Annotated in this window: 20 protein-coding genes and 2 pseudogenes; 11 read left to right on the top strand and 11 right to left on the bottom strand. The window is 52.1% G+C overall.

Annotated features, from left to right (window positions below; translation table 11 throughout):
- Window positions 1-49: 49 nt before the first annotated feature.
- The 6 genes from HV311_RS21820 to tssD all read left to right on the top strand — a co-directional run bounded on the left by HV311_RS21820 (window position 50) and on the right by tssD (window position 4,276).
- Entirely contained in the window at window positions 50-514 is a 465-nt protein-coding gene (locus tag HV311_RS21820) for a MarR family winged helix-turn-helix transcriptional regulator (RefSeq protein ID WP_191220456.1), read from the top strand.
- 5 nt (window positions 515-519) lie between these two features.
- Window positions 520-1,587 carry an HlyD family secretion protein gene (locus HV311_RS21815; RefSeq protein ID WP_049041984.1) on the top strand — a complete coding sequence of 356 codons (1,068 nt, stop codon included), beginning with the start codon at window positions 520-522 and terminating at the stop codon, window positions 1,585-1,587.
- Window positions 1,577-2,641, top strand: coding sequence for a DUF2955 domain-containing protein (locus HV311_RS21810; protein ID WP_046275086.1), 1,065 nt, complete (start codon window positions 1,577-1,579; stop codon window positions 2,639-2,641). Before HV311_RS21815 ends, HV311_RS21810 begins: the two co-directional genes overlap by 11 nt.
- Before the next feature lie 205 nt (window positions 2,642-2,846).
- Window positions 2,847-3,278, top strand: a complete 432-nt coding sequence (locus HV311_RS21805) for a tlde1 domain-containing protein (protein WP_223952673.1) — start codon at window positions 2,847-2,849, stop codon at window positions 3,276-3,278.
- A complete protein-coding gene (locus HV311_RS21800; protein ID WP_046275904.1) occupies window positions 3,278-3,784 on the top strand; it encodes a hypothetical protein in 507 nt (168 codons plus the stop codon). Before HV311_RS21805 ends, HV311_RS21800 begins: the two co-directional genes overlap by 1 nt.
- Window positions 3,785-4,276 (top strand): type VI secretion system tube protein TssD, encoded by a 492-nt coding sequence (tssD, locus tag HV311_RS21795; RefSeq protein ID WP_016151575.1) that lies wholly within the window; start codon window positions 3,785-3,787, stop codon window positions 4,274-4,276.
- Window positions 4,277-4,370: 94 nt separating this feature from the next.
- On the opposite strand, the pseudogene HV311_RS21790 reads toward tssD, so the two are convergent.
- The 3 genes and pseudogenes from HV311_RS21790 to HV311_RS21780 form a co-directional block, all read right to left on the bottom strand.
- Window positions 4,371-4,654, bottom strand: a pseudogene (locus HV311_RS21790) (SymE family type I addiction module toxin); the annotation flags it as partial.
- Window positions 4,635-4,790 (bottom strand): annotated as a pseudogene (locus tag HV311_RS28110) (type I restriction endonuclease); the annotation flags it as partial. The pseudogenes HV311_RS21790 and HV311_RS28110, both read right to left, overlap by 20 nt.
- 95 nt (window positions 4,791-4,885) lie before the next feature.
- Window positions 4,886-6,052 carry a restriction endonuclease gene (locus tag HV311_RS21780; protein WP_191220455.1) on the bottom strand — a complete coding sequence of 389 codons (1,167 nt, stop codon included), beginning with the start codon at window positions 6,050-6,052 and terminating at the stop codon, window positions 4,886-4,888.
- A 230-nt stretch (window positions 6,053-6,282) separates the two neighbouring features.
- On the opposite strand from HV311_RS21780, the gene HV311_RS21775 reads away from it, so the two are divergent.
- On the top strand, window positions 6,283-6,570 hold the full coding sequence (locus tag HV311_RS21775; RefSeq protein ID WP_049282566.1) for a BrnT family toxin: 288 nt from the start codon (window positions 6,283-6,285) through the stop codon (window positions 6,568-6,570).
- Window positions 6,557-6,859 carry a BrnA antitoxin family protein gene (locus tag HV311_RS21770; RefSeq protein ID WP_016155614.1) on the top strand — a complete coding sequence of 101 codons (303 nt, stop codon included), beginning with the start codon at window positions 6,557-6,559 and terminating at the stop codon, window positions 6,857-6,859. The genes HV311_RS21775 and HV311_RS21770 overlap by 14 nt, the downstream gene beginning before the upstream one ends.
- A 307-nt stretch (window positions 6,860-7,166) precedes the next feature.
- Here the strand turns inward: HV311_RS21770 and HV311_RS21765 are convergent, their stop codons facing one another.
- From HV311_RS21765 to btsT, 4 genes are all read right to left on the bottom strand, one after another.
- The gene (locus HV311_RS21765; protein WP_191220454.1) at window positions 7,167-9,014 is read right to left on the bottom strand and encodes a 3'-5' exonuclease; all 1,848 of its coding nucleotides are present in this window, start codon (window positions 9,012-9,014) and stop codon (window positions 7,167-7,169) included.
- Between the two features lie 186 nt (window positions 9,015-9,200).
- The gene (gene yjiA, locus HV311_RS21760) at window positions 9,201-10,157 is read right to left on the bottom strand and encodes a GTPase (protein WP_115191028.1); all 957 of its coding nucleotides are present in this window, start codon (window positions 10,155-10,157) and stop codon (window positions 9,201-9,203) included.
- A 12-nt stretch (window positions 10,158-10,169) separates the two neighbouring features.
- Window positions 10,170-10,364: a YbdD/YjiX family protein gene (locus HV311_RS21755; protein ID WP_003830038.1), complete on the bottom strand. Its 195-nt coding sequence runs from the start codon at window positions 10,362-10,364 to the stop codon at window positions 10,170-10,172.
- Between the two features lie 49 nt (window positions 10,365-10,413).
- On the bottom strand, window positions 10,414-12,564 hold the full coding sequence (gene btsT, locus HV311_RS21750; protein ID WP_003830033.1) for a pyruvate/proton symporter BtsT: 2,151 nt from the start codon (window positions 12,562-12,564) through the stop codon (window positions 10,414-10,416).
- Between the two features lie 365 nt (window positions 12,565-12,929).
- Here btsT and tsr point away from each other — a divergent pair, with 365 nt between their 5' ends.
- Window positions 12,930-14,591 (top strand): methyl-accepting chemotaxis protein, encoded by a 1,662-nt coding sequence (gene tsr, locus HV311_RS21745; RefSeq protein ID WP_191220453.1) that lies wholly within the window; start codon window positions 12,930-12,932, stop codon window positions 14,589-14,591.
- Between the two features lie 39 nt (window positions 14,592-14,630).
- Here tsr and HV311_RS21740 read toward each other — a convergent pair whose 3' ends face one another.
- The 3 genes from HV311_RS21740 to HV311_RS21730 form a co-directional block, all read right to left on the bottom strand.
- Window positions 14,631-15,146, bottom strand: a complete 516-nt coding sequence (locus HV311_RS21740; RefSeq protein ID WP_047358387.1) for a GNAT family N-acetyltransferase — start codon at window positions 15,144-15,146, stop codon at window positions 14,631-14,633.
- Between the two features lie 52 nt (window positions 15,147-15,198).
- Window positions 15,199-16,560: an MFS transporter gene (locus HV311_RS21735; RefSeq protein WP_016155619.1), complete on the bottom strand. Its 1,362-nt coding sequence runs from the start codon at window positions 16,558-16,560 to the stop codon at window positions 15,199-15,201.
- A 211-nt stretch (window positions 16,561-16,771) separates the two neighbouring features.
- The gene (locus HV311_RS21730; protein WP_016151582.1) at window positions 16,772-17,686 is read right to left on the bottom strand and encodes a GntR family transcriptional regulator; all 915 of its coding nucleotides are present in this window, start codon (window positions 17,684-17,686) and stop codon (window positions 16,772-16,774) included.
- 137 nt (window positions 17,687-17,823) lie between these two features.
- Between HV311_RS21730 and HV311_RS21725 the strand changes: the two genes are divergently transcribed.
- Together HV311_RS21725 and HV311_RS21720 are read left to right on the top strand one after the other, a co-directional pair.
- Window positions 17,824-18,846: a zinc-binding alcohol dehydrogenase family protein gene (locus HV311_RS21725; RefSeq protein WP_191220452.1), complete on the top strand. Its 1,023-nt coding sequence runs from the start codon at window positions 17,824-17,826 to the stop codon at window positions 18,844-18,846.
- A 13-nt stretch (window positions 18,847-18,859) separates the two neighbouring features.
- Window positions 18,860-20,305 (top strand): tagaturonate reductase, encoded by a 1,446-nt coding sequence (locus HV311_RS21720; RefSeq protein ID WP_191220451.1) that lies wholly within the window; start codon window positions 18,860-18,862, stop codon window positions 20,303-20,305.
- Between the two features lie 105 nt (window positions 20,306-20,410).
- On the opposite strand, the gene opgB is transcribed toward HV311_RS21720, so the two are convergent.
- On the bottom strand, window positions 20,411-22,702 hold the full coding sequence (gene opgB, locus HV311_RS21715) for a phosphatidylglycerol--membrane-oligosaccharide glycerophosphotransferase (RefSeq protein ID WP_191220450.1): 2,292 nt from the start codon (window positions 22,700-22,702) through the stop codon (window positions 20,411-20,413).
- Window positions 22,703-22,913 lie beyond the last annotated feature (211 nt).

Raw genomic sequence — 22,913 nt, 5'->3', positions numbered from 1 at the left:
GTTACCCTGATAAGTATTATTTTCTTCTCAGCGATGAGGGGAAAGTAAGATGACGGAAGATGAACTGTTTGCCCGCCGTCCGATGGGGATGCGCATGGCTATGGTGGTGCGCCAGTGGCGGGCCATTATTGATGCTGCCATCACCGATACTGGCCTGACGCAGTCAAGCTGGACGGTACTGATGCAACTGTATCAACTGGGAGACAACGTCTCGGTCAGTGAACTGGCACAAATACAGGGCATTGAACTGCCGCCGCTGATGCGCACCCTTTCGCAACTGGAAAAGCAGGGATATCTGCTGCGTTCCACATCGCCTTATGACAAACGCATCCGTCTGCTAACGCTGACCGCGCAAGGCCGCTCAAGGCTTGAAGAACTTAACCGGGTGATTGAGACATATCAACATCGCGTCACCTGCACCATTCCCGAAGCGGAGCTTTCCTCATTCAGCGCGACCTTAAATCAACTCGCCTGCAATTTGCGGACAATCCGCGAAGAAGACAATCAACACTAAAAACTATGATGACCCCAGAACAAAAATTTGCCCGTTGGGTAAGGGTGAGTATTGCCGCTTTCCTGGTAATATTCGCCTGGTTTATCGTTGCCGATATCTGGATCCCGCTGACGCCGGACTCCACGGTGATGCGCGTGGTAACGCCCGTTTCCTCACGCGTATCCGGTTACGTCTCGCAGGTGCATGTACACAACAATAGCCTGGTGAAGAAGGGCGATTTGCTGTACGAACTGGATCCGACGCCGTTTATCAATAAGGTCGAGGCTGCGCAAATCGCCCTTGAGCAGGCGAAGTTGAGCAATCAACAGTTGGATGCGCAGATAGCCTCCGCGCGCGCCAACCTGCGTACCGCGCAATTCAGTGCCCGTAACGATAAGACCACCTTTGACCGCTATCAGCGCCTGGCCACCATGCAGAACGTGTCGCAATCAGATCTCGACAAGGTGCGTACCGCCTGGCAAACCAGCGAGCAGTCGGTGGCGGCGCTTAATGCCAGCATTCAGAACCTGCTGATCCAGCGCGGCGAGCTCGATGACAAGCGTAACGTGACGCTGCAAAAATACCGTAATGCGCTGGAAGAGGCGCAACTGAACGTCAGCTGGAGCAAAGTGTATGCACAGACCGACGGTACGGTGAGTAACCTTCAGCTTAGTCCCGGACTTTACGCTACCGCGGCCACGCCGCTGCTGGCGCTGGTCAGCCATCAGACCGATATCGTGGCCGACTTTCGCGAGAAAAGCCTGCGCCACACTCGGGTAGATACCGATGCCGCCGTGGTGTTCGACGCCTTGCCGGGCAAAGTTTTCTCTGCCCGCGTCACCAGCAGCGATGCCGGTATTCTGGCGGGTCAGGAACAGGTTAACGGTCTGCTGTCGCAACCGGAACAGTCCACCCGCTGGGTGCGCGATGCCCAGCGTATGCGCATTCACGTAGCACTGAACGAACCGCTCGACACGCCGTTACCGACCGGGGCGCGCGCCACGGTGCAGCTGTATAACAGCGAGGGGATGTTCGCCCGTACCTTTGCCGGGGCGCAGATCCACCTCGTCAGCTGGCTGCATTATGTCTATTAACACTCTGGCCCACGTCTTTACGCCGCACGGGAACATTGTCTACACCGCCAATGATTTTCGCCAGACCTTGCGTATCTCCGTTGCCGGGACGATAGCACTGAGTATCTCGACCTTCTACAACGTACAGTACGGCGTATTTTTTGTGGTTTATCCGCTGATGCTGCTGTCGCTGGTGCCGGTGTTCAACCGCCATGTGGCAAAACAGTTCGTGTTCAGCGCGGCGGTGAACTGTGTCGAAATGGTGCTAATCGTCGGCTATCTCTCACAGTGGCCGCTGATTATGACGCTGGTGGTGTTTGGCCTGTATGTGATGCGTTTTCGCTTGATGAGCAAAGGACCGCTGTTTCTGCTTGGTTCGATGGGCGTGGTGTGCCAGAGCACGATGCTTAACTTTATGAGCTATCCCACCACCAACTGGCATACGCTGATGTTCTCCAATATGGAAGCCTGCATCATGGCGGTGGCGCTGAGTGCGCTGCTGCATTATCTGATCCCGGACGTGGAACCCCGCCAGCTACCGCCGCGCATTGAGAAAGATGCCACCCGGGTGCGCCACGAGTCGCTGCTTTCCGGTACGGTGGCGACGATGATTTTTGTTATCTTCCAGATCTGTGATTTGAGCGATTCGCTGTCGGCACTGATGGCGGGCATTTTGATCCTGTTTCCTATGCACTATCGCGGCGCGGTGTTGAGCTCGCTCTGGCGCGTGGTCGGCGTGGTGCTGGCCTGCCTGTATATTTTGTTGGTGCAACTGCTTATCTATGATTTCAGCAACCATATGCTGCTGATGATGCCGCTGATCGGCCTCGGGCTGGCGTTCAGCGCCCGCCTGCACGTAATGGAAAAAGTCGGCGCGGGGGTGGGTTTTGCCAGTATCACCACCATCGGGATTATGTTCGGCCAGAACCTGCATCCAGACAGCGATCTGGTGTTCAGCGATTTATACCGCATCACCTCTGTTACCGTCGCGCTGGTGGCAACGCTAACGATGGTATTTCTGGTACACCGGGTTTTGAACTGCTTTACCGCGACGCGGTTTGTGATTACCGAGTGAGTGGGGAGTGAGTGCCGGATGGCGGCTGCGCCTTATCCGGCCTATGAGACGCAGAATTTGTAGACCCGGTAAGCGTCGTGCCACCGGGTGTTTTCAGATTGCCTGCTGCTTCCCCGTTATCTAATTATTCAGAATACGAGTTATTTGTTCGAGAAATAAAGATGTATGAATTATAAATATTTTGAATTTTAATAATTGTGACTTTATGAACATATTTAATTTTACAATTAAATATGATAAGCATAATTATTATATTTTAAAGGATGTAAATCATATGACATGGGAATATAAAGTATCGACAGGTATACTGAGCCATAACGGTAAATTAATTGCTTATTGCTACAGTGGTGCTGGTGAATCAAAGGATAAACCGAACTGTGAACACATACGTAACAAGGGCCCCATTCCACGAGGCGTTTATTTTATTGCTGGATGGAATAATCATAAAAGTCCCTCCGCTATTATCCTCGAACCTATTGCAGGGACAAATACTTTTGGCAGAGATCATTTCGAAATTCATGGTGATAAAAAAGGGCAGCCACCGGGAACGGCATCTGCAGGATGTATCATTATGAATGGACAAGATAAGCGCCAAACCATTTACGATTCGGGTGACACAATTTTGGTGGTAAGATAATGAAATTTATTTTTATCTCCTTTCTATTTATTCTTTCGGGTGCTCCCTGTGCTGCAGTGCATACTGCAGCACAGCTTCTGCAGATGATAAATGAAAAAGGAGCAAATACCGTTGTACACGAACTTTATGATGACAGTGAGTCAGAATGGTGGAACCATATTATTCCTGAAATTAGCAAAGGTAATAATGACTGGTTAACGGTAGCAAGTGCTCTTGAATTCGGAGTGGATGCCAGTACGGCGGAAGATTTACAGGGGGCGGTCTCTGAAGCCATTCCACATAACCCAGTCGGTGTTCTGGCTATCCTCAACGATAACAGACCATTGCTGAATATTGAGCAGATATGCGCATTTACCTCTTACCCTGAGTCAGAAGAAGAAATGAATAAGCTATTTGTTAATTCCATCAGGGAAATGTATAAGGTCAAAACGACAGAAGGGAAGCGGTGTATTGCGGTTATGATCAATAGTGTTGAGAATTCTATTCCATTTAACAAGGATTTATAAATGGCTATCCCCGGGTATATGTCATTAATCGATGATGCTGGAAATATTATCAAAGGTAGTGTAATGGTAAAAGACCGTGAAAATCAGATCGAGATTTTAGGTCTGTATCATAATGTGAGCTACAACTCTGATTTGCATAATGGGAGGGTGTTGAATAAACGCCAACATCGTCCATTTTTAATTGAAAAGGAAATTGATGCTTCTAGTGTGCTTTTGTACAAATCATTAAGTACCGGAGAAACATTAAGGAAAGCTGTTATTGACCTCTATCGAATAAATTATGCTGGTCAGGAAGAGGTCTATTTTACGATAACCCTGGAAAATGTGAAAGTCGTTACGCTTTTTTCACTGATGCACGATGTTAAAGATCCTTATTACGAAAAACAGACCCATCTTGAACTTGCTCAGCTCCGTTACAAGAAGATTACCTGGCACTATCATGATGGGAATATAGTCCACTATGATGATTGGGATTATCGCTTAGGGTCTTGAGTAAACGGCTCCGGATAAAATGATGTTACCCAGAGCTGTAATGCAATCAATACACGGCGCTTATACTCATGAGCGCTGTCTGGCATCCGGGCGGTTATTTCTGCCTGACAGGTTTCGCCGAAATTACGTCGATAAACTCCTGCACCTACTGTTGCTTAGTTGCTTACGTGCGGACAGCTTGCACACCCGACGCAGCGAATGTAATAACGCTAGTTCTTCCGGCTCCGGCAGCTTGGCCGTCAGCACGATGCAGCCGGGTATCACTCTGGCATCGAATTTGCAGCCGGTGGTGAAACCGGCTGCCTCCAGCCACTGGCCTTTCATAATAATTGTCGGAACATGCGTGTAATCCGGATAACGCGACTTTGCCGCGTACGATGACCTTGCCGTCCCGGAGTTTGACCTCTTGTCTGATTTGCGTTGTGTCGTTCCAGCCAGCGTCAAGGATGGCGGGCATTACGCGTTTGGTGATGATGTCTGCTTCCGTCAGGGTACTCAGGTTCAGGTCAGCCATGTCCGTTCTCTACCGATAATGGGATTGCTCTGATTTTACACAATATTGTTATGCAAGCCATGAACAGAAATGGCTGTGCTACAGTGTCTGGCACGTTATTCAATCTCCAGCTCATCAAACAGCTGTAAATCCACATCCAGCAATTCCACTGCGTTGCTGCGTCGAATGCCGACGTTGTTTTCAATCAACAGCTCCAGCAGGCGATCTCCGTCGATTAAGGTAATCGGCGCGGCGCCAGGGAACAGCGCCGCTTCTGCACACTTAGCGGCGAACTTACCGGTAGTGATCAGCGTGCCGCGAATGGCTTTGTGGTAAGGCAGTGCGCCGCGTAGCTGGTCGATATACGGGCGCGTGATGGTGTTCTGCATCCGTTTTACCTGCACCACTTCGGTAATGGTGGTGATGCCCACCTGAACCTTACCAATCACATCCACGCCTTTATCGCCGGAGGCTTTGGTCACTTCAACCTGCCCGTAGCCCATTGTTTCAAGTAGCTGAGCCACCAGATGTTCAAATTTGTACGGATTCATAGTGGAGAGCTGGTCGCGCAATAGCTCTTTTTGCTGCTGGTTATAGCGTTTTACCGCATCCAGCAACTCCTTACGTGGATCGGTTCGACGTTCAGGCAGTGCCTTACCGAGCCATTTTCGACCAGCCTCGGTAATTTTGTAGCTCATCCCTTCACGGGCTACCAGATCGCGCTCGACTAGGTTGTACAGCCGGGCGTAGAGCGTAGTTTTGACTGAACTGGGGGAGGCAAATTTTGAGTGCTGATGTAAGAATGCCAGCCACTCGGGTAGCAGATCAGCGCGTCTGGCCTGCTCCCGGCCGGCGAGCAGTTCCAGTAGTTGCAACATGCCTTCTGTATCGTCGAGTTTACGCAGTGTGGCTTCATCGTTATCCAGAAATAATCGCCCCTGTTCGCTGGGGTACCAGCCGCCGTCTTCGTGGGTCTGCATAAGATCGAACAAAGGGTTATTGATAAACATGTAGCAGCCATAGCTGTGGCGGGGGTTGAGAATATGGTTATCCATCTTCCAGATCTGCCAGGCTATTTTGGCATCTTCGCCGCTGAGCCGTTCTTTAATCCAGTTATCCGGCTCTGACCAGTCAACCGGGTTTTGTGGCGTACCCGTTTGTTCCTGAATGGCGGTGATCATATTACGCACCGCTTTGACTGAACATCCAGCCACGGCATTCATCATGGCTCGGGTCTGATCATAAGTTGGAAAAAGCGGGGTAATCACTTTGTACTTTTTCACGTTGGTCCCTTAACGAGTGCAATGGCAATAGCTTGCCATACCAGATGAAAAATTCCATGGGATGAATCACTTATCGGAATGAAAACTGCCAGTGCCGGATGGCGGCTGCGCCTTATCCGCCTACTAACTTCACTCTATTAAAAGCAAAATGTGATGTTATTTCCAACAATTTCGCTATAATCGTAAGATAATTGTATATACACTTTTGTATATACAATTAGGGAAAGAACATGCCAATGGAGTTTGAGTGGGATGCAAACAAGGCACAAAGTAACCACCGTAAACATGGTGTTCGCTTTGAGGACGCAATATTGGTTTTCGACGATCCCCAACATCTGTCGCGGCAGGATAGGTATGAGAACAGTGAGTATCGCTGGCAGACCATCGGTCTTGTTCATGGCATTGTGGTTATTCTGGTTGCCCATAGCGTTAGGTTTGAAAGTGGCTTTGAAGTCATTCGTATCATCAGTGCCAGAAAGGCAGATCGTAAAGAGAGGAATCGTTATGAGCATAGTTAAACATAAACGCGGCAGCGTATCCGCGCTGAGTGCTCAGCATGAGGCTGAACTGAAGGCGCTGGCGAATAAACCGGACGATGATATCGATTACAGCGACATTCCCGTGACCGAGGATAAGCAGTGGTCAGAGGCCATTCGCGGTAAGTTTTTTCGTCCGTTAAAAACGCAGGCGTCGGTGCGCATTGATGCCGATGTGATGGAATGGCTGAAGCGCCCAGGAAAAGGATATCAGACGCGCCTTAATGCCATTTTGCGCGAAGCGATGCTGCGCGAGCAAAATAAGAAATAGTCAGAATATGCAGGGACTGTGAGTGCCGGATGGCGGCTGTGCCTGATCCGGTCTACGGGAAGCGGAATTTCCTGGCCCGATAAGTGTAGCGCCACCGGGCATCTGCGAGGTTATTTCTGCTGCGGTTCTCCGCTAAAATAACCGCAGCTGTCAAATTAGTGGAACACCTGCGGCATCATGCCGAGATGACAAACCGATTACCACCAGTGAACAGTGGGTTGTAACGCAGCAGGGCGTGTTGAAATAGGATTCGCCCCTCTCCGCTGTAGGGAGAGGGGAATGTTTACGGATTCCTGGCGTGGCTCCGTTAGATCACCTTTGCGCTATTTTCGTAGGTGTTGATAAGATGGTCGCGCAAGCTCCCTGTTCCGTGCATTGTCACCAAAAGATTCTGGCGCGCGCGGGTAAATCCGACATACAGACGCTTGATGTCGTCACTCAGATCTTCCTCATCCCTTTCCTTTGCGGCATCCATAATAGCCACTGAGTGAAATTCAAGCCCCTTACTGCTTGGTAAAGGCATTACACAAAGGAGATCATTTTGCGGCGACCAGTGCTTTTTGTCATCGCTGGTCACAATCATTTGGTAGGGGATGCTACGCGCCGCGAGACGTGGCCCCAGCATCCCCGAAATGCTGTATGTTGAAGGGCACAGTATGGCGATCTCTGACCATGCAATACCTTGTTGTCGCTGCTTTGTCACCCAATCGAGCACGTGAGTAATCTCCTCGTCCTGATTATCAAAGCTGGCCAGTGCCGGGTAAGTGCCGGACAAGCCTCCAGCATCGGGTTGCTGGTATTTGAGCGCCTCTTCAATGTGATTATTGAGATAATTAAAGGCAATGTTGCTGGCAAAATGGAGTATTTGCCGGGTATTACGATAGTTGGTATTCAGGATCGTAGTGCGGCCGAGGGCCTTAATATTGACACTAGAGAGTGTGAAGTCGAGGGCTTTCTTTTTCTGGTAGATAGACTGGGCGTCATCGTAGAGGAAAAGAAGGGAGTTATCTTTGTTGTCTGGCATACGTGCGAGTATTCTCAGCCACTCCGGTTTAAAATCGTGTCCCTCGTCTATTAGGACTGCGCTGTATTGCTCCGGTTTTATAATCCCCTCTTCAAATGCCACCGTCAGTGCATTTTCCATCAGCTCAATAAAGTTTTTGCTTTTCGGCGGAAGACAATGATGTGCATTTAACTGTTGATAACACCAGGCATGAAAATGGATGACTTCGACGGGAAGTCTTAAAGTGTGCTGCTCAAGCTGTGATTTGAGTTTTTTGGCCAGCGTGATGTTGTAGCAAATTACCAAGATCGGCTTGGTGTTTTCAATATTGTTGGCAAGCTCAATACAACGGTGGTGCAAAATGAGCGTTTTACCGGATCCTGCCACGCCATGAATAACACGGTGTCCTGCACCCATGCTTCTGGCGAGTTGTTCCTGGTTCCTGTCCATCATGCAAACCACATCGGGGGTGTGGAACGTAAAATTGTTCAGATCAACCTGCGTAACGGATGCGTTAATGCGTACATCGGGATATAGATGCCATCGGATACGGTCGAGTTGCTGTGGTGTGGTGTGATGAGCGTAGTTATGTCTGAGAAGGGATTCGAGCCGGGCAGAGATTTGTTCCTTGGTCATAAACTCGCTGAGTTCGTCTTTGCAAATAACCTGGCTGGCTGGGAATAGTTCATTTATCGCTTCGGGTGGAAAACTCTTTTCTAGCTGTGCTCGGGTAATATTGCTCAAATAAACACCAAATCCATACGGCATAATAAAGCTGCCTTCATAATCACCTTGTTGCTGGCGAAGCAGCGGATCTTTTTTTAGGCTATTGATAGTGTGAAAGGTATATTGACGAACCTGTTCGAGTGGATTCTTGAACGGTTGAATGCCGTCTTTAGTTTCATAATGAATATGTGATTTGTTGGCAGATTTAATTTTTGTAATAAACCAGTCTTTTACTTCTATAAATAACAAACCTTTTTCGGGGGTTAGAATTACAAAATCCGGATGCTCTTGCTTGTCTCCCATTCGGGTGTCATACCAGCAGGTACACTGTTCGCTGAGTCCCCCCTCAAGAAGTCTTGCCAGTCTTTTTTCGCCGGCAGTAATTTTCTCGCTACAACTGCTTATTGTGGGAATAATGATTGCCATGTTACGCCTACCAATTCATGAAAATTATATAAATATGTTAAATTAATATTCCGAGAGATATTAATAAAAACATGAATTCATCATGGGTAATGACATTAACAGACAATATTACAAACAGAAAGCGTGATGCGAGATATTTGTTTCAGAGATATTTGCTCCCTTTCACAAATAAAAGGGAGCGGCTGTTTACTTCTTCAATCCCGCAAACGCGGCTCTGATCTCGTCTTCCGGCAGGTTAATGCCGATAAACACCAGCAGGCTGTGCGGTTGTTCGTCGCCCCACGGGCGATCCCAGTCGGCGCTGTACAGACGCTGAACGCCCTGGAAAAGCAGGCGGTTCGGCTCGCCGTCAATCCACAGCATGCCTTTGTAGCGCAGCAGCTTCTCGGCGGATTCCAGCAGCAGATTTTCCATTACCCGCGACACGTCACTGATGTTTACCGGGTAATCCAGCTCGACGACGATCGAGGAGATATCATTTTGCTTATCGGCGATAAAGTGGAAGCGCGGTTTGGCGCTGACCACGTTCTCCTCGAGCATGAAACCGTTGGTATCGAACAGCAAGGAGAGGTCGATATCACCATGCGTGACGGTATACACCGGGGCGCGGGCGTTGATGCGCGCCAGGCGCTCACGCAGTTTCTCGCTTTCACCCGCCACGTCGGTTTTGGTCAGCAGGATGCGGTCAGCGTAGCCCACCTGCGACTGGGCTATGGTGAACTGGTTCATCTGCTCGTCGGCATGTACCGCGTCAACCAGCGCAATCACACCGTCTAACAGGTAGCGTTCGCAAATCACTTCATGGGAGAAAAAGGTCTGAATAATCGGGCCGGGGTCGGCCATGCCGGTGCACTCGATCACCAAACGGTCGAAATGGATGGCGCCTTTGTCGAGGTTGTCGAGCAGATCTAACAGTGCGTCTTCCAGCTCACTGGAGCGGGTACAGCAAATGCAGCCGTTGGTCAGGGTTTTGATCTGCGTGGCGCGGTCGCCAATCAGCTGATCGTCCACCGAGACTTCGCCGAATTCGTTTTCGATAACGGCAATCTTATAGCCGTGCTGCTCGTTGAGAATATGGCGCAGCAGGGTGGTTTTACCCGCGCCAAGAAAACCGGTGAGTAGGGTAACTGCAATCGGGGTCATTCATTTCTCCTTCTAACAGCAACTGCTTCCGCCGCTACCGTAGCGGGCTTCCTGGCGCTCGCGGAAGAATTCTTCGTAGGTCATGTACGGCTTATCGGGATGGTTGGTCTTCATGTGCTCGACGTAGTTGTCGTAGTCCGGAATGCCAATCAGCATCTTTGCCGCCTGACCGAGGTATTTTTTTGCCTGACCTAAAGTACCAAACATAAACAATCCTGATAAGCGAAAAGCCCCGCCGAAGCGGGGCTGAATACGGTTAGTGATGTGAAGAGGTCTTCACGCCGCCTTCCGGCACCGGTACATACGGCGTCTCTTTATCAGAGCGACCGTTGATGGCGCGGGCTTTCTGCCAGGTACGGAACCCGTAGAAAATGATGCTGTACACCACCACCAGGAACAGAATACTCAGGCCTGCGTTGGTGTAGTTGTTGACGACGATGTGGTTCATGTTGGCAATCTGCTGAGCGGTCAGTTCGCCGCCGTTAGCAATCTTCTCTTTGTACTGATTCGCCATGAAGAAGAAGCCTTCCATCTGCGGGTTGGTGCTGAACAGTTTCAGACCCAGCGCCCAGGTGGTGCAGATAAGCAGCCATACTGCCGGAACAACGGTAACCCAGATGTATTTGGTGCGCTGCATTTTAACCAGTACCACGGTGCCCAGAACCAGTGCCACGGCAGCCAGCATCTGGTTAGAGATACCGAACAGCGGCCACAGGCTCTTAACGCCGCCCAGCGGGTCAACAACGCCTTGATACAGCAGGTAACCCCACAGGCCTACGCAGCCCGCAGTACCGATGATACCCGCAACCAGAGAGTCGGTTTTTTTCAGGAACGGAACGAAGTTCCCCAGTAAATCCTGCAGCATAAAGCGGCCAGAACGAGTACCGGCATCCAGTGCGGTCAGGATGAACAGTGCTTCAAACAGAATACCGAAGTGGTACCAGAAGCCCATATCAGCCATCGGCAGCACTTTGTGGAACACGTGAGCGATACCAACGGCCAGCGTCGGCGCGCCACCTGCGCGGTTCAGAACGGACGGTTCACCGATGTCTTTCGCGGTCTGCAGGATCTGCTCAGGCGAAATGACGAAGCCCCAGGAGCTGACGGTCGCCGCCGCATGTGCGGTTACGTCTTTCAACTGCGCCATAATCAGCGGGGCGTTCTCGCCGCTCATTTCATGCAGGTTCGGCATGGTGATGCCAAGGCCTGCTGGCGGGGTGTTCATTGCGAAGTACAGACCCGGTTCGATGATGGACGCGGCAACCAGCGCCATAATCGCCACGAAGGATTCCATCAGCATGGCGCCGTAACCGATAAAGCGCGCGTCGGTTTCACAGGCCAGCAGCTTCGGTGTGGTACCAGAAGCGATCAGCGCGTGGAAGCCAGAGACCGCACCACACGCGATGGTGATGAACAGGAACGGGAACAGAGCGCCTTTCCACAGCGGGCCAGTACCATCAACGTACTGAGTCATCGCCGGCATTTTCAGTTCTGGGTTGAGGATAACAATCCCCACCGCCAGACCGACGATAACGCCGATTTTCAGGAAGGTAGCCAGATAGTCGCGCGGCGCGAGGATCAGCCATACTGGCAGCAGCGCAGAGATAAACGCGTAGCCGATCAGGGTAAAGGTAATGGTGGTGTCTTTAAAGGTCAGCGCCGGGCCCCAGTACGGGTCGTGAGCAATCACGCCGCCGAAGTAGATAGACGCAACCAGCAGCACAATACCAATCACCGACACTTCGCCCACACGACCCGGTCGCAGGAATCGCATGTAGATCCCCATGAATAGCGCGATAGGTACGGTTGAGCAGACGGTGAACACCCCCCACGGGCTTTCAGCCAGCGCTTTCACCACGATCAGCGCCAGTACCGCAAGGATGATGATCATGATTAAGAAGCAGCCGAACAGTGCAATGGTTCCCGGGATCGGGCCCATCTCTTCTTTGATCATCTCACCCAGCGATGCGCCGTTACGGCGTGAAGAGATAAACAGCACCATGAAGTCCTGCACCGCACCGGCCAGCACGACACCCGCCAGCAGCCACAGCGTACCGGGCAGATAGCCCATCTGCGCGGCCAGTACCGGCCCAACCAGCGGACCCGCACCTGCGATAGCGGCAAAGTGGTGGCCAAACAATACGTTACGGTTGGTTGGAACGTAGTTCAGACCGTCATTGTTGATGACCGCCGGCGTGGCACGCGTCGGGTCAAGTTTCATCACCTTTTGGGCGATGTACAGACTGTAGTAACGATAGGCCACCAGATAAACAGAAACTGAGGCGACCACGATCCACAGGGCACTGATGTGCTCACCCCGACGTAATGCCACTACCGAGAGGCAGAATGCACCGATGATTCCGAGAATCACCCAGGGTATGTGCTTGAATATCTTTTTCGTATCCATAGTAAAACCTGGTATCTAATTAATAATTGGCCGAAGCCGCGTGGGTTTGATCTTGTGTTTGAGGAGGTAAATTGACTGCTATGTTGGGGGGATCTTGCCAGAGAAATACGCGCGTAAAGTAAGGTAAATAAGTGAGCGGTTGTATGTCAGCTTAAGCGGTCCCAAGTGTCAGTGAGCGGTAAGCAATGGGGACTAACGGGTATATTTATGTGATTGAGATCACTAATAAACCCGCTTAGCGCTTTGGCAGACGGCGTGGATCGACGAATCGTCGATGCTGAGATCGATTCAACTAGCACAAATTTCATAAAGTTTTCCCTTTCCAGGCCGAAAATTCTGACATCTGTCTAGCGGAAAGAGAAAACATGTTAAAACGAATGAAGATTGTTACCAGCTTACTGCTGGTATTGGCGCTATTTGGCCTTTTACAGCTCGCCTCCGGCGGCTTGTTTTTTAACTCACTTAAGAATGACAAAGAGAACTTTACCGTTCTGCAAACCATTCGCCAGCAGCAGTCTGCGCTGAACGCCACCTGGGTTGAGCTGCTGCAAACGCGTAATACCCTGAACCGGGCGGGTATTCGCTACATGATGGATCAGAGCAATATCGGCAGCGGTGCGACCGTTGCTGAGCTGATGCAGGTAGCCAGCACGGCGCTGAAACTGACGGAAAAAAACTGGGCGATTTACGAGTCGCTCCCGCGCGATCCGCGTCAAAGTGAAGCCGCGTTCCAGGAGATCAACCGCACCTATGACATCTATCACGGCGCGCTGGCGGAGCTGATCCAGTTACTGGGTGACGGGAAGATCAATGCGTTCTTTGATCAACCCACGCAGAGCTATCAGGATGGTTTTGAGAAGACATACATCAACTACATGCAGCAGAACGATCACCTGTATGACAATGCGGTAGCAGATAACAACAGCTCTTACAGCCAGGCGATGTGGGTACTAGTCTGTGTACTGATTACCGTACTGGCGGCAATTATTGCGGTCTGGTTCGGCATCAAACTGACTCTTATCTCCCCAATGAACCGTCTGATCGACAGCATTCGTCATATCGCCAGCGGCGACCTGGTGAAGCGTATTGAGGTGGAAGGTTCCAACGAGATTGGCCAACTGGCGGAAAGTCTGCGTCATATGCAGGGTGAGCTGATGAACACCGTGGGTGATGTGCGTAACGGTGCCAACGCGATTTACAGCGGGGCCAGCGAGATTGCGATGGGCAACAACGATCTCTCCTCGCGTACCGAGCAGCAGGCTGCATCTCTGGAAGAAACCGCAGCCAGCATGGAACAGCTGACGGCGACCGTGAAGCAGAACGCCGAAAACGCGCGTCAGGCCAGCCATCTGGCCCTAAGCGCTTCTGAAACCGCGCAAAAAGGCGGCAAAGTGGTGGATAACGTGGTGCAAACCATGCGCGACATCGCTTCCAGTTCGCAGAAAATCGCCGACATTATCAGCGTCATCGACGGCATTGCCTTCCAGACCAACATTCTGGCGCTCAACGCCGCGGTAGAAGCTGCGCGTGCGGGCGAGCAGGGCCGTGGTTTTGCAGTGGTTGCGGGTGAAGTTCGTAACCTGGCCCAGCGTAGTGCGCAGGCCGCGCGCGAGATCAAGAGCCTGATTGAAGACTCGGTCAGCCGTGTGGATGTGGGTTCAACGCTGGTAGAAAGCGCTGGTGAAACCATGGATGAGATCGTCAATGCGGTAACCCGCGTGACCGATATCATGGGTGAAATCGCCTCTGCTTCTGATGAACAGAGCCGCGGTATCGACCAGGTCGGTCTGGCCGTTGCTGAGATGGATCGTGTGACGCAGCAGAACGCCTCGCTGGTGGAAGAATCCGCCGCCGCCGCTGCGGCGCTGGAAGAGCAGGCCAGCCGTCTGACCCAGGCCGTTGCCGTGTTCCGTATTCAGCATGACCAACAGCGCGCGCGTGACGTTGCTGCTGCTAAACCAGTTTCAACGGTCCAGCCGCGAAAAGCTGCGGTATCGGATGCCGGGGATAACTGGGAAACGTTCTAAGTTGGTAATGCCCGATAAGGCGTAGCCGCCCGCGGGCAATTAACGCAGCATCAGGCGCATGGCGCAGCGTAGTTCGTACGTCTGCCCGTGCGCCGCTTCGTCTTCTCTTTTCTGGCGCAGCAGTGCAGGAAGCGTCTCGTCAGCCAGCATTTCGAACCCCAGTCGAGCGTACAATGGCGCATTCCACGGCACATCACGGAAGGTGGTCAGCGTGAGCGATGTATAACCTTTCTCGCGCGCCTGTTCGGCAACATAGCCAATCAATCTGCGACCAATACCTTTTCCCTGCCACTCCAGATGCAATGAAAGTTCAGCAATAAACAGCGATGACCCCAGCGTTTCGGCAACTAAAAAACCGACCGGATGCTCGTCGACCTGCGCCAGCCAGCTCATGCCAGCAGCGGCAAATGCCCGATGCTGGTCAACCGATATAATCTGGTCGTCAGCAATCCACGCCAGTTCGGGGATGAGTAAAAAACGTTGCCCCGCAGATCGTTCGATGGCGGGAAGAGCGGCAGTTTCTGCCAGAGTGGTGGAGCGTAAGGTGATGTTCATTTGTCGAGCATAACATGCCCGATAAGCGCGGTGTTATCGGGCATCATGAGGATTAATCTTTACGCGGATCGCTGATGGGTTGGCGCACCAGGAAGATGTAGGCGAGGGCTCCCACCATGGTGACGCAGCCACAAATGATTAGCGCCAGACGGAAAGAGTTGGTGGTATCAACAATAAATCCGGTGACGATTGGTGCAAACGACGCGCAGATAAAGCTGGCAAAGTTCTGGATACTGCCCACGGAGGCGGTCATGCGTGAGGCGACGGCTACGTGGATCAGGCCCCAGCACGAGGTGCCGGCGAAGTGGATACAGAACAGCGCCATACCGATCAGTAAGACGGCGGCCATCGACGTTGTGGCCTGCGGCACGATGAAAGTGAAGGCCGCAGAACAGAACATCCCGGCGATAATACAAATCTTACGGCTCTTAATCGGTGCCATACCGCCTTTCACCAGCCAGTCGGTGACAAAACCGTTAATTAACATGCCGGCTGCGCCAAACAGGAATGGGATCGCCGCCATTAATCCGGTGCTTTTTAAATCCAGGTTGTAGGAGGTTTGCAGGTAGCCTGGCAGCCACGCCAGATATAACCATGCGGTGTAGTTGATGCCGCTAAAGCCCAGCATCATGCCCCACATAGTGCGGTTGCGGAACAGGCTGCGCCATTCGGCAAAGCTCAGCGGATCGCGGCGGGCATTGACGCTACCGGCGTTCAGATACGCTTGTTCAGTAGCGCTCAGCGCAATCTGCTCGCGGTTGCGATACAGCATGTACCAGCCGATGGCGAGGAAAATACCCAGCACGCCGATGGTAATAAACATCCAACGCCAGCCCATCACCAGCATCATGGCAGCCAGAATCGGCGGGCTAATGGCAACACCGATGGTGGAAGCGGCGTTGAATAACCCCATTGGGCGACCGCGCTCTTTGATGTTAAACCAGTCGTTGATGACCTTTACGCCGCACGGGTTCATGGGCGCTTCGCCGATCCCCATCCCGATACGCACAAGCACAAACTGAGTGAAGCTGTGAACCATGCCAGACATCGCCTGAAACAGCGACCAGAAGAACATCCCCAGCCCCAGCATAATGCGCGGACCTTTGCGATCCAGCAGCGGGCCGCAGGGCAGCTGTGCAATACCGTAAGCGAGAGAAAACACTGACAGCAGTACGCCGATTTGCGTGGCGCTCAGCCCCAGTTCTTCACGAATCGTTAAGTTGGCGACCGACAGTGAACTGCGGTCGAGATAATTAATCACCGCAGCAAAAAATAATAAAATCATTGCTGTGGTCTGAATACGTTTTATTCGGCTACTGCGTTGCACCATGCCCTCAGGCGGAACGTTAATATCCGCAGATGACGACGTGCCAAACGAAGAACTCGGGTCGAGGGTAATATTATTTTTTTCCACGCCGGACTCCTGAACCTCAATAATTTATTTTTACACAGCCGGGCTGTGCAGTATTGAAAAATACCAGTGATGAATCAATTTGCTCATCACCGCTCACAAAAGTTTTTAATGCAGTCGACTTAGCGTGAGCATAGGCAAGCGGTATTTTTCCGGCGTTTTTATTTTTATAAAATCGTGCTCCCGGTAATGGTTTGCTGTTTTTTATCGGTACTTAATGAGCGGCGCTATGGCTTTGGTTGATGGAGCGAATCATCGATTGTTTGGCTGAATTCAAATGGTTACAGAGCGCCAGGGTGGCATCCAGGTCGCTGCGGCAAATCAGTGCGCTGAGGATGGTCATATGCTCATCAATGGCAATGATATTGCGCTGCTTGAGGTCGCTTTCATCCCACTGATAATGAAAGTGGAAAATCACGGAAATGATTTCAAGTGATTGATTAAAAAATATATTATCCGCTGCGGAGAGCAGTAAAGCATGAAACTCACGGTCTAACTGCGAGAACATACGAAAGCTGCTGCCGATGCTGTCGCGCAGGACCCGGTGGCGCTCCAGCAGTGTTTTAGCCTGCAGCCAGCGCGGGTCATCGTCGGGCAGATTGAGAAAATGCTGCAGGGAATGGGTTTCCAGCATCTCTCTGAGTTCAAACAGCTGTTCCGCATAGGCCTGATCGAACTGCTTCATGCTCCAATGGCCGCGTTTTTCGTTTTTGATCAGATTGTAACGTTCGAATTTTAAAAGATATTCTCTCACCACCACCGGGCTGACCCCTGCAGCTCTGGCAAGCTGTAGTTCGGAGAAACTCTCCCCTGCGCGTAGCTGACGCTGGTTGATCATGGTGAAAAAAGCCTGCTCAAAAATCCGGTTTTGCTCAGTCATGGAGGCGGTGGTACAGGCAAAACCGTCGTCATGGTCGGGTTTACGTACGATGACATAGTGGCTGCCGACCTGGGTCAGCACGCCGCACTCGCCTAAGTGGCTCAGCATATGGCGCACGGTGGTGCGGCTGATGTTGTACATCTCCGCCAGCGCGCTTTGCGACGGGAGGGGGGAAGGGATATGACCACGCGCCATATCATCGATTATCTGGTTAATCACATTGTGGCGTAAGTTCTGTGAACGGCTCATGGCTTCTCCTTTTTGCGTATTAAAACCCGATTTAAAACATTTTTATGCGCTGGGATTCACAGATTGTGTTTCTGCTTTCTCCGGCTTTTTTATTTTCGTTGATATCTGAGGCAACAAAAAAACAGGAGAGCAGAATCATGTCTACGATGAATACGTTGATTTGCCAGGAACCTAAAAAATTAGTCTGGAAAGAGCGTGAAATACCTATTCCGGGTGAGGGTGAAGCATTAATAAAAATTAAATCAGTCGGGATTTGCGGTACCGATATTCATGCCTGGGGTGGCAATCAGCCATTTTTCAGCTATCCACGTGTGCTGGGTCATGAAATATGTGGGGAAATTGTTGGGCTGGGCAAAAATATACAGAATTTGAAAAATGGTCAGCAGGTGGCGGTTATTCCTTACGTGGCCTGCCAGCAGTGTCCGGCCTGTCTGAGCGGGCGCACTAACTGCTGCGAGAAGATTTCGGTGATTGGCGTGCATCAGGATGGCGGCTTCAGCGAATACCTGTCCGTACCGGTCACCAACCTGTTGGATGCGCAGGGAATTGATCCGCAGGCGGCGGCGCTGATTGAGCCTTATGCCATTAGCGCGCATGCGGTACGCCGGGCGGCAGTGGCTCCGGGTGAGCAGGTGCTGGTGGTCGGTGCCGGTCCGATTGGTCTGGGCGCGGCGGCGATTGCCAAAGCCGATGGCGCACAGGTGGTGGTCGCCGATACCAGTTCGGCTCGCCGGGAGCATGTGGTTTCCCGGTTGGGGCTCCCGGTTATCGATCCGTCTGCTGAAGATTTTGATGCGCAACTGCGTGACCAGTTTGGCGGTTCGCTGGCGCAAAAGGTCATTGATGCCACGGGCAATCAGCATGCGATGAACAACACGGTGAATTTGATTCGCCATGGCGGCAGCATTGTTTTCGTTGGGCTATTCAAAGGCGATTTGCAGTTCTCCGATCCGGAGTTCCACAAGAAAGAGACCACCATGATGGGCAGTCGCAACGCCACACCGGAAGATTTCGCCAAAGTGGGCCGCCTGATGTCGGAAGGCAAACTGACCGCCGACATGATGCTCACGCACCGTTACGCGTTTGCCACACTGGCAGAAATCTACGAACGGGATGTGATTAACAACCGTGAGCTGATTAAAGGCGTGATCACGTTCTGAGAGGGTAAATGTGATGAAGACATTGAATCGACGTGATTTTCCGGGTGCCAGCTACCCAACGCGCGTGATCCAGTTTGGTGAAGGGAATTTCCTGCGGGCGTTTGTCGACTGGCAACTGGATATCCTCAACGAGCAAACCTTTCTGAACGCTGGCGTGACCATCGTTCGCCCGATCAATACCGATTTTCCACCGTCGCTGAATACCCAGGACGGGCTGTATACCACGCTTATTCGCGGGCTAAACGCGCAGGGCGAAGCGGTGAGCGAGGCGCGGCTGATCCGTTCGGTGAATAACGAAATCAATCCGTATCAGGACTTCGCGGCGTTTCTGGCGCTGGCCCCCAATGCGGATATTCGCTTTGTGTTTTCAAATACCACCGAAGCCGGAATTAGCTATCACGCGGCAGACCGGGTCGATGATGCGCCGCCGGTAAGCTTTCCGGCTAAACTGACGCGTCTGCTGCTGGAACGTTTTAATCATTTTGAGGGCGCAGTGGATAAGGGCTGGGTCATTATCCCGTGCGAGCTTATCGACTATAACGGTGAGGCGCTCAAAACGCTGGTACTGCAGTATGCGCAGGAGTGGCAGCTTCCCCCGGCGTTTGCCGACTGGGTGGCGACGGCAAATACCTTCTGTTCCACGCTGGTCGACCGCATTGTCACCGGCTACCCGCGAGAAGAAGCCGCCGCGCTGGAAGCTTCGCTTGGCTATCATGATGCGTTTCTCGATACCGCGGAGCATTTTTACCTGTTTGTGATTCAGGGGCCGCAGTGGCTGGCCGAGGAACTGAAGCTGGCGCAGTGCCCGCTGAACATTCGGGTAGTGAGCGATATCAAACCGTACAAAGAGCGTAAGGTCGCCATTCTCAATGGCGCGCATACGGCGTTGGTGCCGGTGGCCTGGTTGTGTGGGCTGGAGACCGTCGGTGAAGCGATGCAGGATGCCGATGTCCGCCATTTTGTCGAGCGGGCGATTAGCGAGGAAATTATACCGGTATTGGATCTCCCGGCGGATGAACTGCGTGAATTTGCCGACGCGGTGAGCGGGCGTTTTCAAAACCCCTACATCCGTCACCAGTTGCTTTCCATTGCGCTTAACGGGATGACCAAATTCCGTACCCGAATTTTGCCGCAACTGCTGGCGGGCCAGCAAAATGGGCGCTGGCCCGTGCGGTTAACGTTCGCCCTCGCCGCGCTGCTGGCGTTTTATCGCGCAGAGCGGGAGGGAGAACGCTATCCGATACAGGATGATGAGCAGTGGGTTAGCCTGTATGCCAGTCTGTGGCCGCGAGTTGGCAAAGATTTAACGCTGCGTGAACTGGTGGATACTGTGCTCGGCGATGCGGCGCACTGGGGTGAAGATTTGACGTTGCTGCCCGGGCTTGCCGGGCAGGTGACGGCAAACCTGGAAATGATTCTGGTGCAGGGTATGCGCCAGGCAGTGAAAAGTCTGGAATAAGGTTGCCATGCAGCGCCCGGTGTGGTGTTGGGCGCTGTTTTTTTTCAGACAATAAATGCGGCTAGCTGTAAGACTGATAAGCGAAGCGCCATCAGCCATTTCATATTACGAGCCCTGAGCGACCACTTTGATTTCAACCATCCCGATCCCCAGCTTACGCGGCGAGTGGCCGAGAATATTGCCCTCGTTGGTGGCGACCGGATCGGGTGGGACAATCACCAGCGTATCGGCATCTGCCGGGTTATCAAAATGCAAGGTAGTGGTAGTGACATCATGGCCTAACACCAGCGTCTGTTCCTCGTGGCCAACGCGTACGGGAATAGGGCGATTGGCGTTGTCGCCGAAGGCTTTCGCGGTGATGACCAGATCGAATTTCTTCGGCAGCGGGGCCTTGTACTCGATGGTCACCTCTTTGCTGAGCTGCGCATTGGACCAGCGTCCCCAGGATTCGGGGCGTGAAATGCCGCTAAACTGTTTAACCTCTTCCGGCGCGCCCGCCACGTTGAAGACGAAGCTGTCGGCTTTGTAGCGAATGTCGTTATCGACAATTTTCAGCGTATCAACGTTACCTTTGTAGCGCTCCATGTTGATCACCGTGTCTTTAAACACGGTTTTACTTTTCCATTTGGCTTTGTCTACGTGCTGCACGATTTGCTGTCCGCCTAACTGGCCTTGCGATACGCACCAGTCAGTGGAGAGCGCCAGCTCCGGGGCCCATAGCTGCGCCATTTTGTAGCAGCGATCAACCCAGACAAAGTTATCTCGCGGCGCGAAATCTGCCAGTTGGAAGCGCAGCGGGGCCGAGTATTCGCTTTCCGGCAGCGGCTCGACGCGTTTGTCCGATACGCGCAGCAACAACGGCAGGCGGAAATGGCTGCCGGAGAAAGAGATCATGTTTTTGTCCTGGTCGACGGTGAACTCTTTCATCTCTTTCGGGAAATTCCACAGGCGGATGATATCGGGCTTCCACGCCAGCATTTTTTCTTTGATGTTCAGGAACACTTCAGACACGGATTCGCTCGACAAACTGCTGCGGCCAAGACCGATAAAGTTATCGCCACCGAGAATATCCAGTACCGTTGCCCCGTTATCCATCGTGTTACGCTTCACCGCCAGCGTGTCCTGCTGTGGCTGGTCGCCGCGCAGCACGAAGAACAGGTTGTTGCGATCCTGCTTGTTCAGATACTTCCATGCGGTGTTGTTCATCGCCAGATGATCGGAAGAAACCACGATAACGGTATCTTTGAACCACGGTGAGGCTTTGATCTTATTGATAAATTCGGCAATGTTTTCCTGGCTGCAGCTGACCGCGCTGAAGGATTGGTTGGCCTTCCCGTCGATGTCATAACGTTTACGGTTGCAGCTACGTGAGATAAATCCATCTGGATGATGGGTATCCACAGTCAGCGTAAACAGTGAAAAGCGCTGGCCCGAACGCGAAAGCTCTTCGAATTTTTTCCATGCTTCATCCAGCACGGTATCGTCGTAGAAGCCCCAGTCGTTGCGATAGGCTGGGTCCGCAACCACGCTTTTTAACTCTTCCGCACCGTAGAGATGATCAAAACCGTGAGATTTCAGGAACACGTCTTTGCCGGCAAAGCGCAGGTTGGCTCCCTGCACAAAGTAGTTTTGATAGCCGGAGTTTTTCAGGATATCGCCCAGACAGATATTGTTGGGGAAGAAGCTGGAGACCGATGCCGAGGCGTTACCTTCAAACGGCGCAAACAGCGGAATACCGCACTGGGAGGCGACCATGCCAGCGATGGTGTAATCGGTACCCGGCAGTTGCATGGTATTGCTGAAATCCAGCCCTTCGTTTTTCAACGCACCGAGTTCCGGGGTCAGATCCGGGAACGCGTCGTTGTTAAAATAGGTGCGCTCGAGGCTTTCGCCATAGATATAAACCAGATTCAGCTTCGGGTTGGGAATCGTTTTTGACGGCTCTTTATAATAGGTTGGGAAATCCGGATCGCCATCGCGCGACTGCGACTTTACCAGTTCGGTTATCTGGTGAAACGCCGGGCTGGCGTCTACGGAGGCCAGCGCCAGCAGCAGGGCCAGCAGACTGTAACCCACATGATGCGGATGATGGCGACGGCGGCGCAGAATCCAGCCGAGAGCGACAAAAACGGTCGTCAGGGCCAGCGCAATCCCGACGCCAGGTAAGATATATTTTCCAATTCCCGCGCCGGTCAGGCTGTTGGTCAGCGTGTACAGAACCGCGTCATTGATACCGTCGCCGGTGAAATAGTCACTGGCATACAGCGTGATATTCAAGACAATAAAAATCCCCAGCACCGTTAACGTGGCAGCAAACCACCAGGTATTGCGACCCGCTTTCCAGGCGTAAATCAGCACTGAAGCGAGAAACAGAGTGATGGAGATGAGTTCTGACAACGATCGATCCTCAGTAAACCGGGCAAACGCCTGGCAGGCTAATGATTTGGGGAAAGCACAATGTAATAGCGATGTTGCATTGCTGCAATTGTAGTGACATTAAATTACGTTGTTATTCAGAATTGGTTTAGATATGCGTGTTTTTTGCGGGGGATTTACTGATTATTTGACGTGTGAATTTTATGGGGAGCAGGTTGATGCCGCGCAGGAT

Origin of the sequence: Citrobacter sp. RHBSTW-00881, from assembly GCF_013728515.1 — a bacterium.
In the GTDB taxonomy this organism is placed as follows: domain Bacteria; phylum Pseudomonadota; class Gammaproteobacteria; order Enterobacterales; family Enterobacteriaceae; genus Citrobacter; species Citrobacter braakii.
Note: the sequence above shows the minus strand (reverse complement) of the source record. Positions and strands in the feature narration are given on the sequence as shown.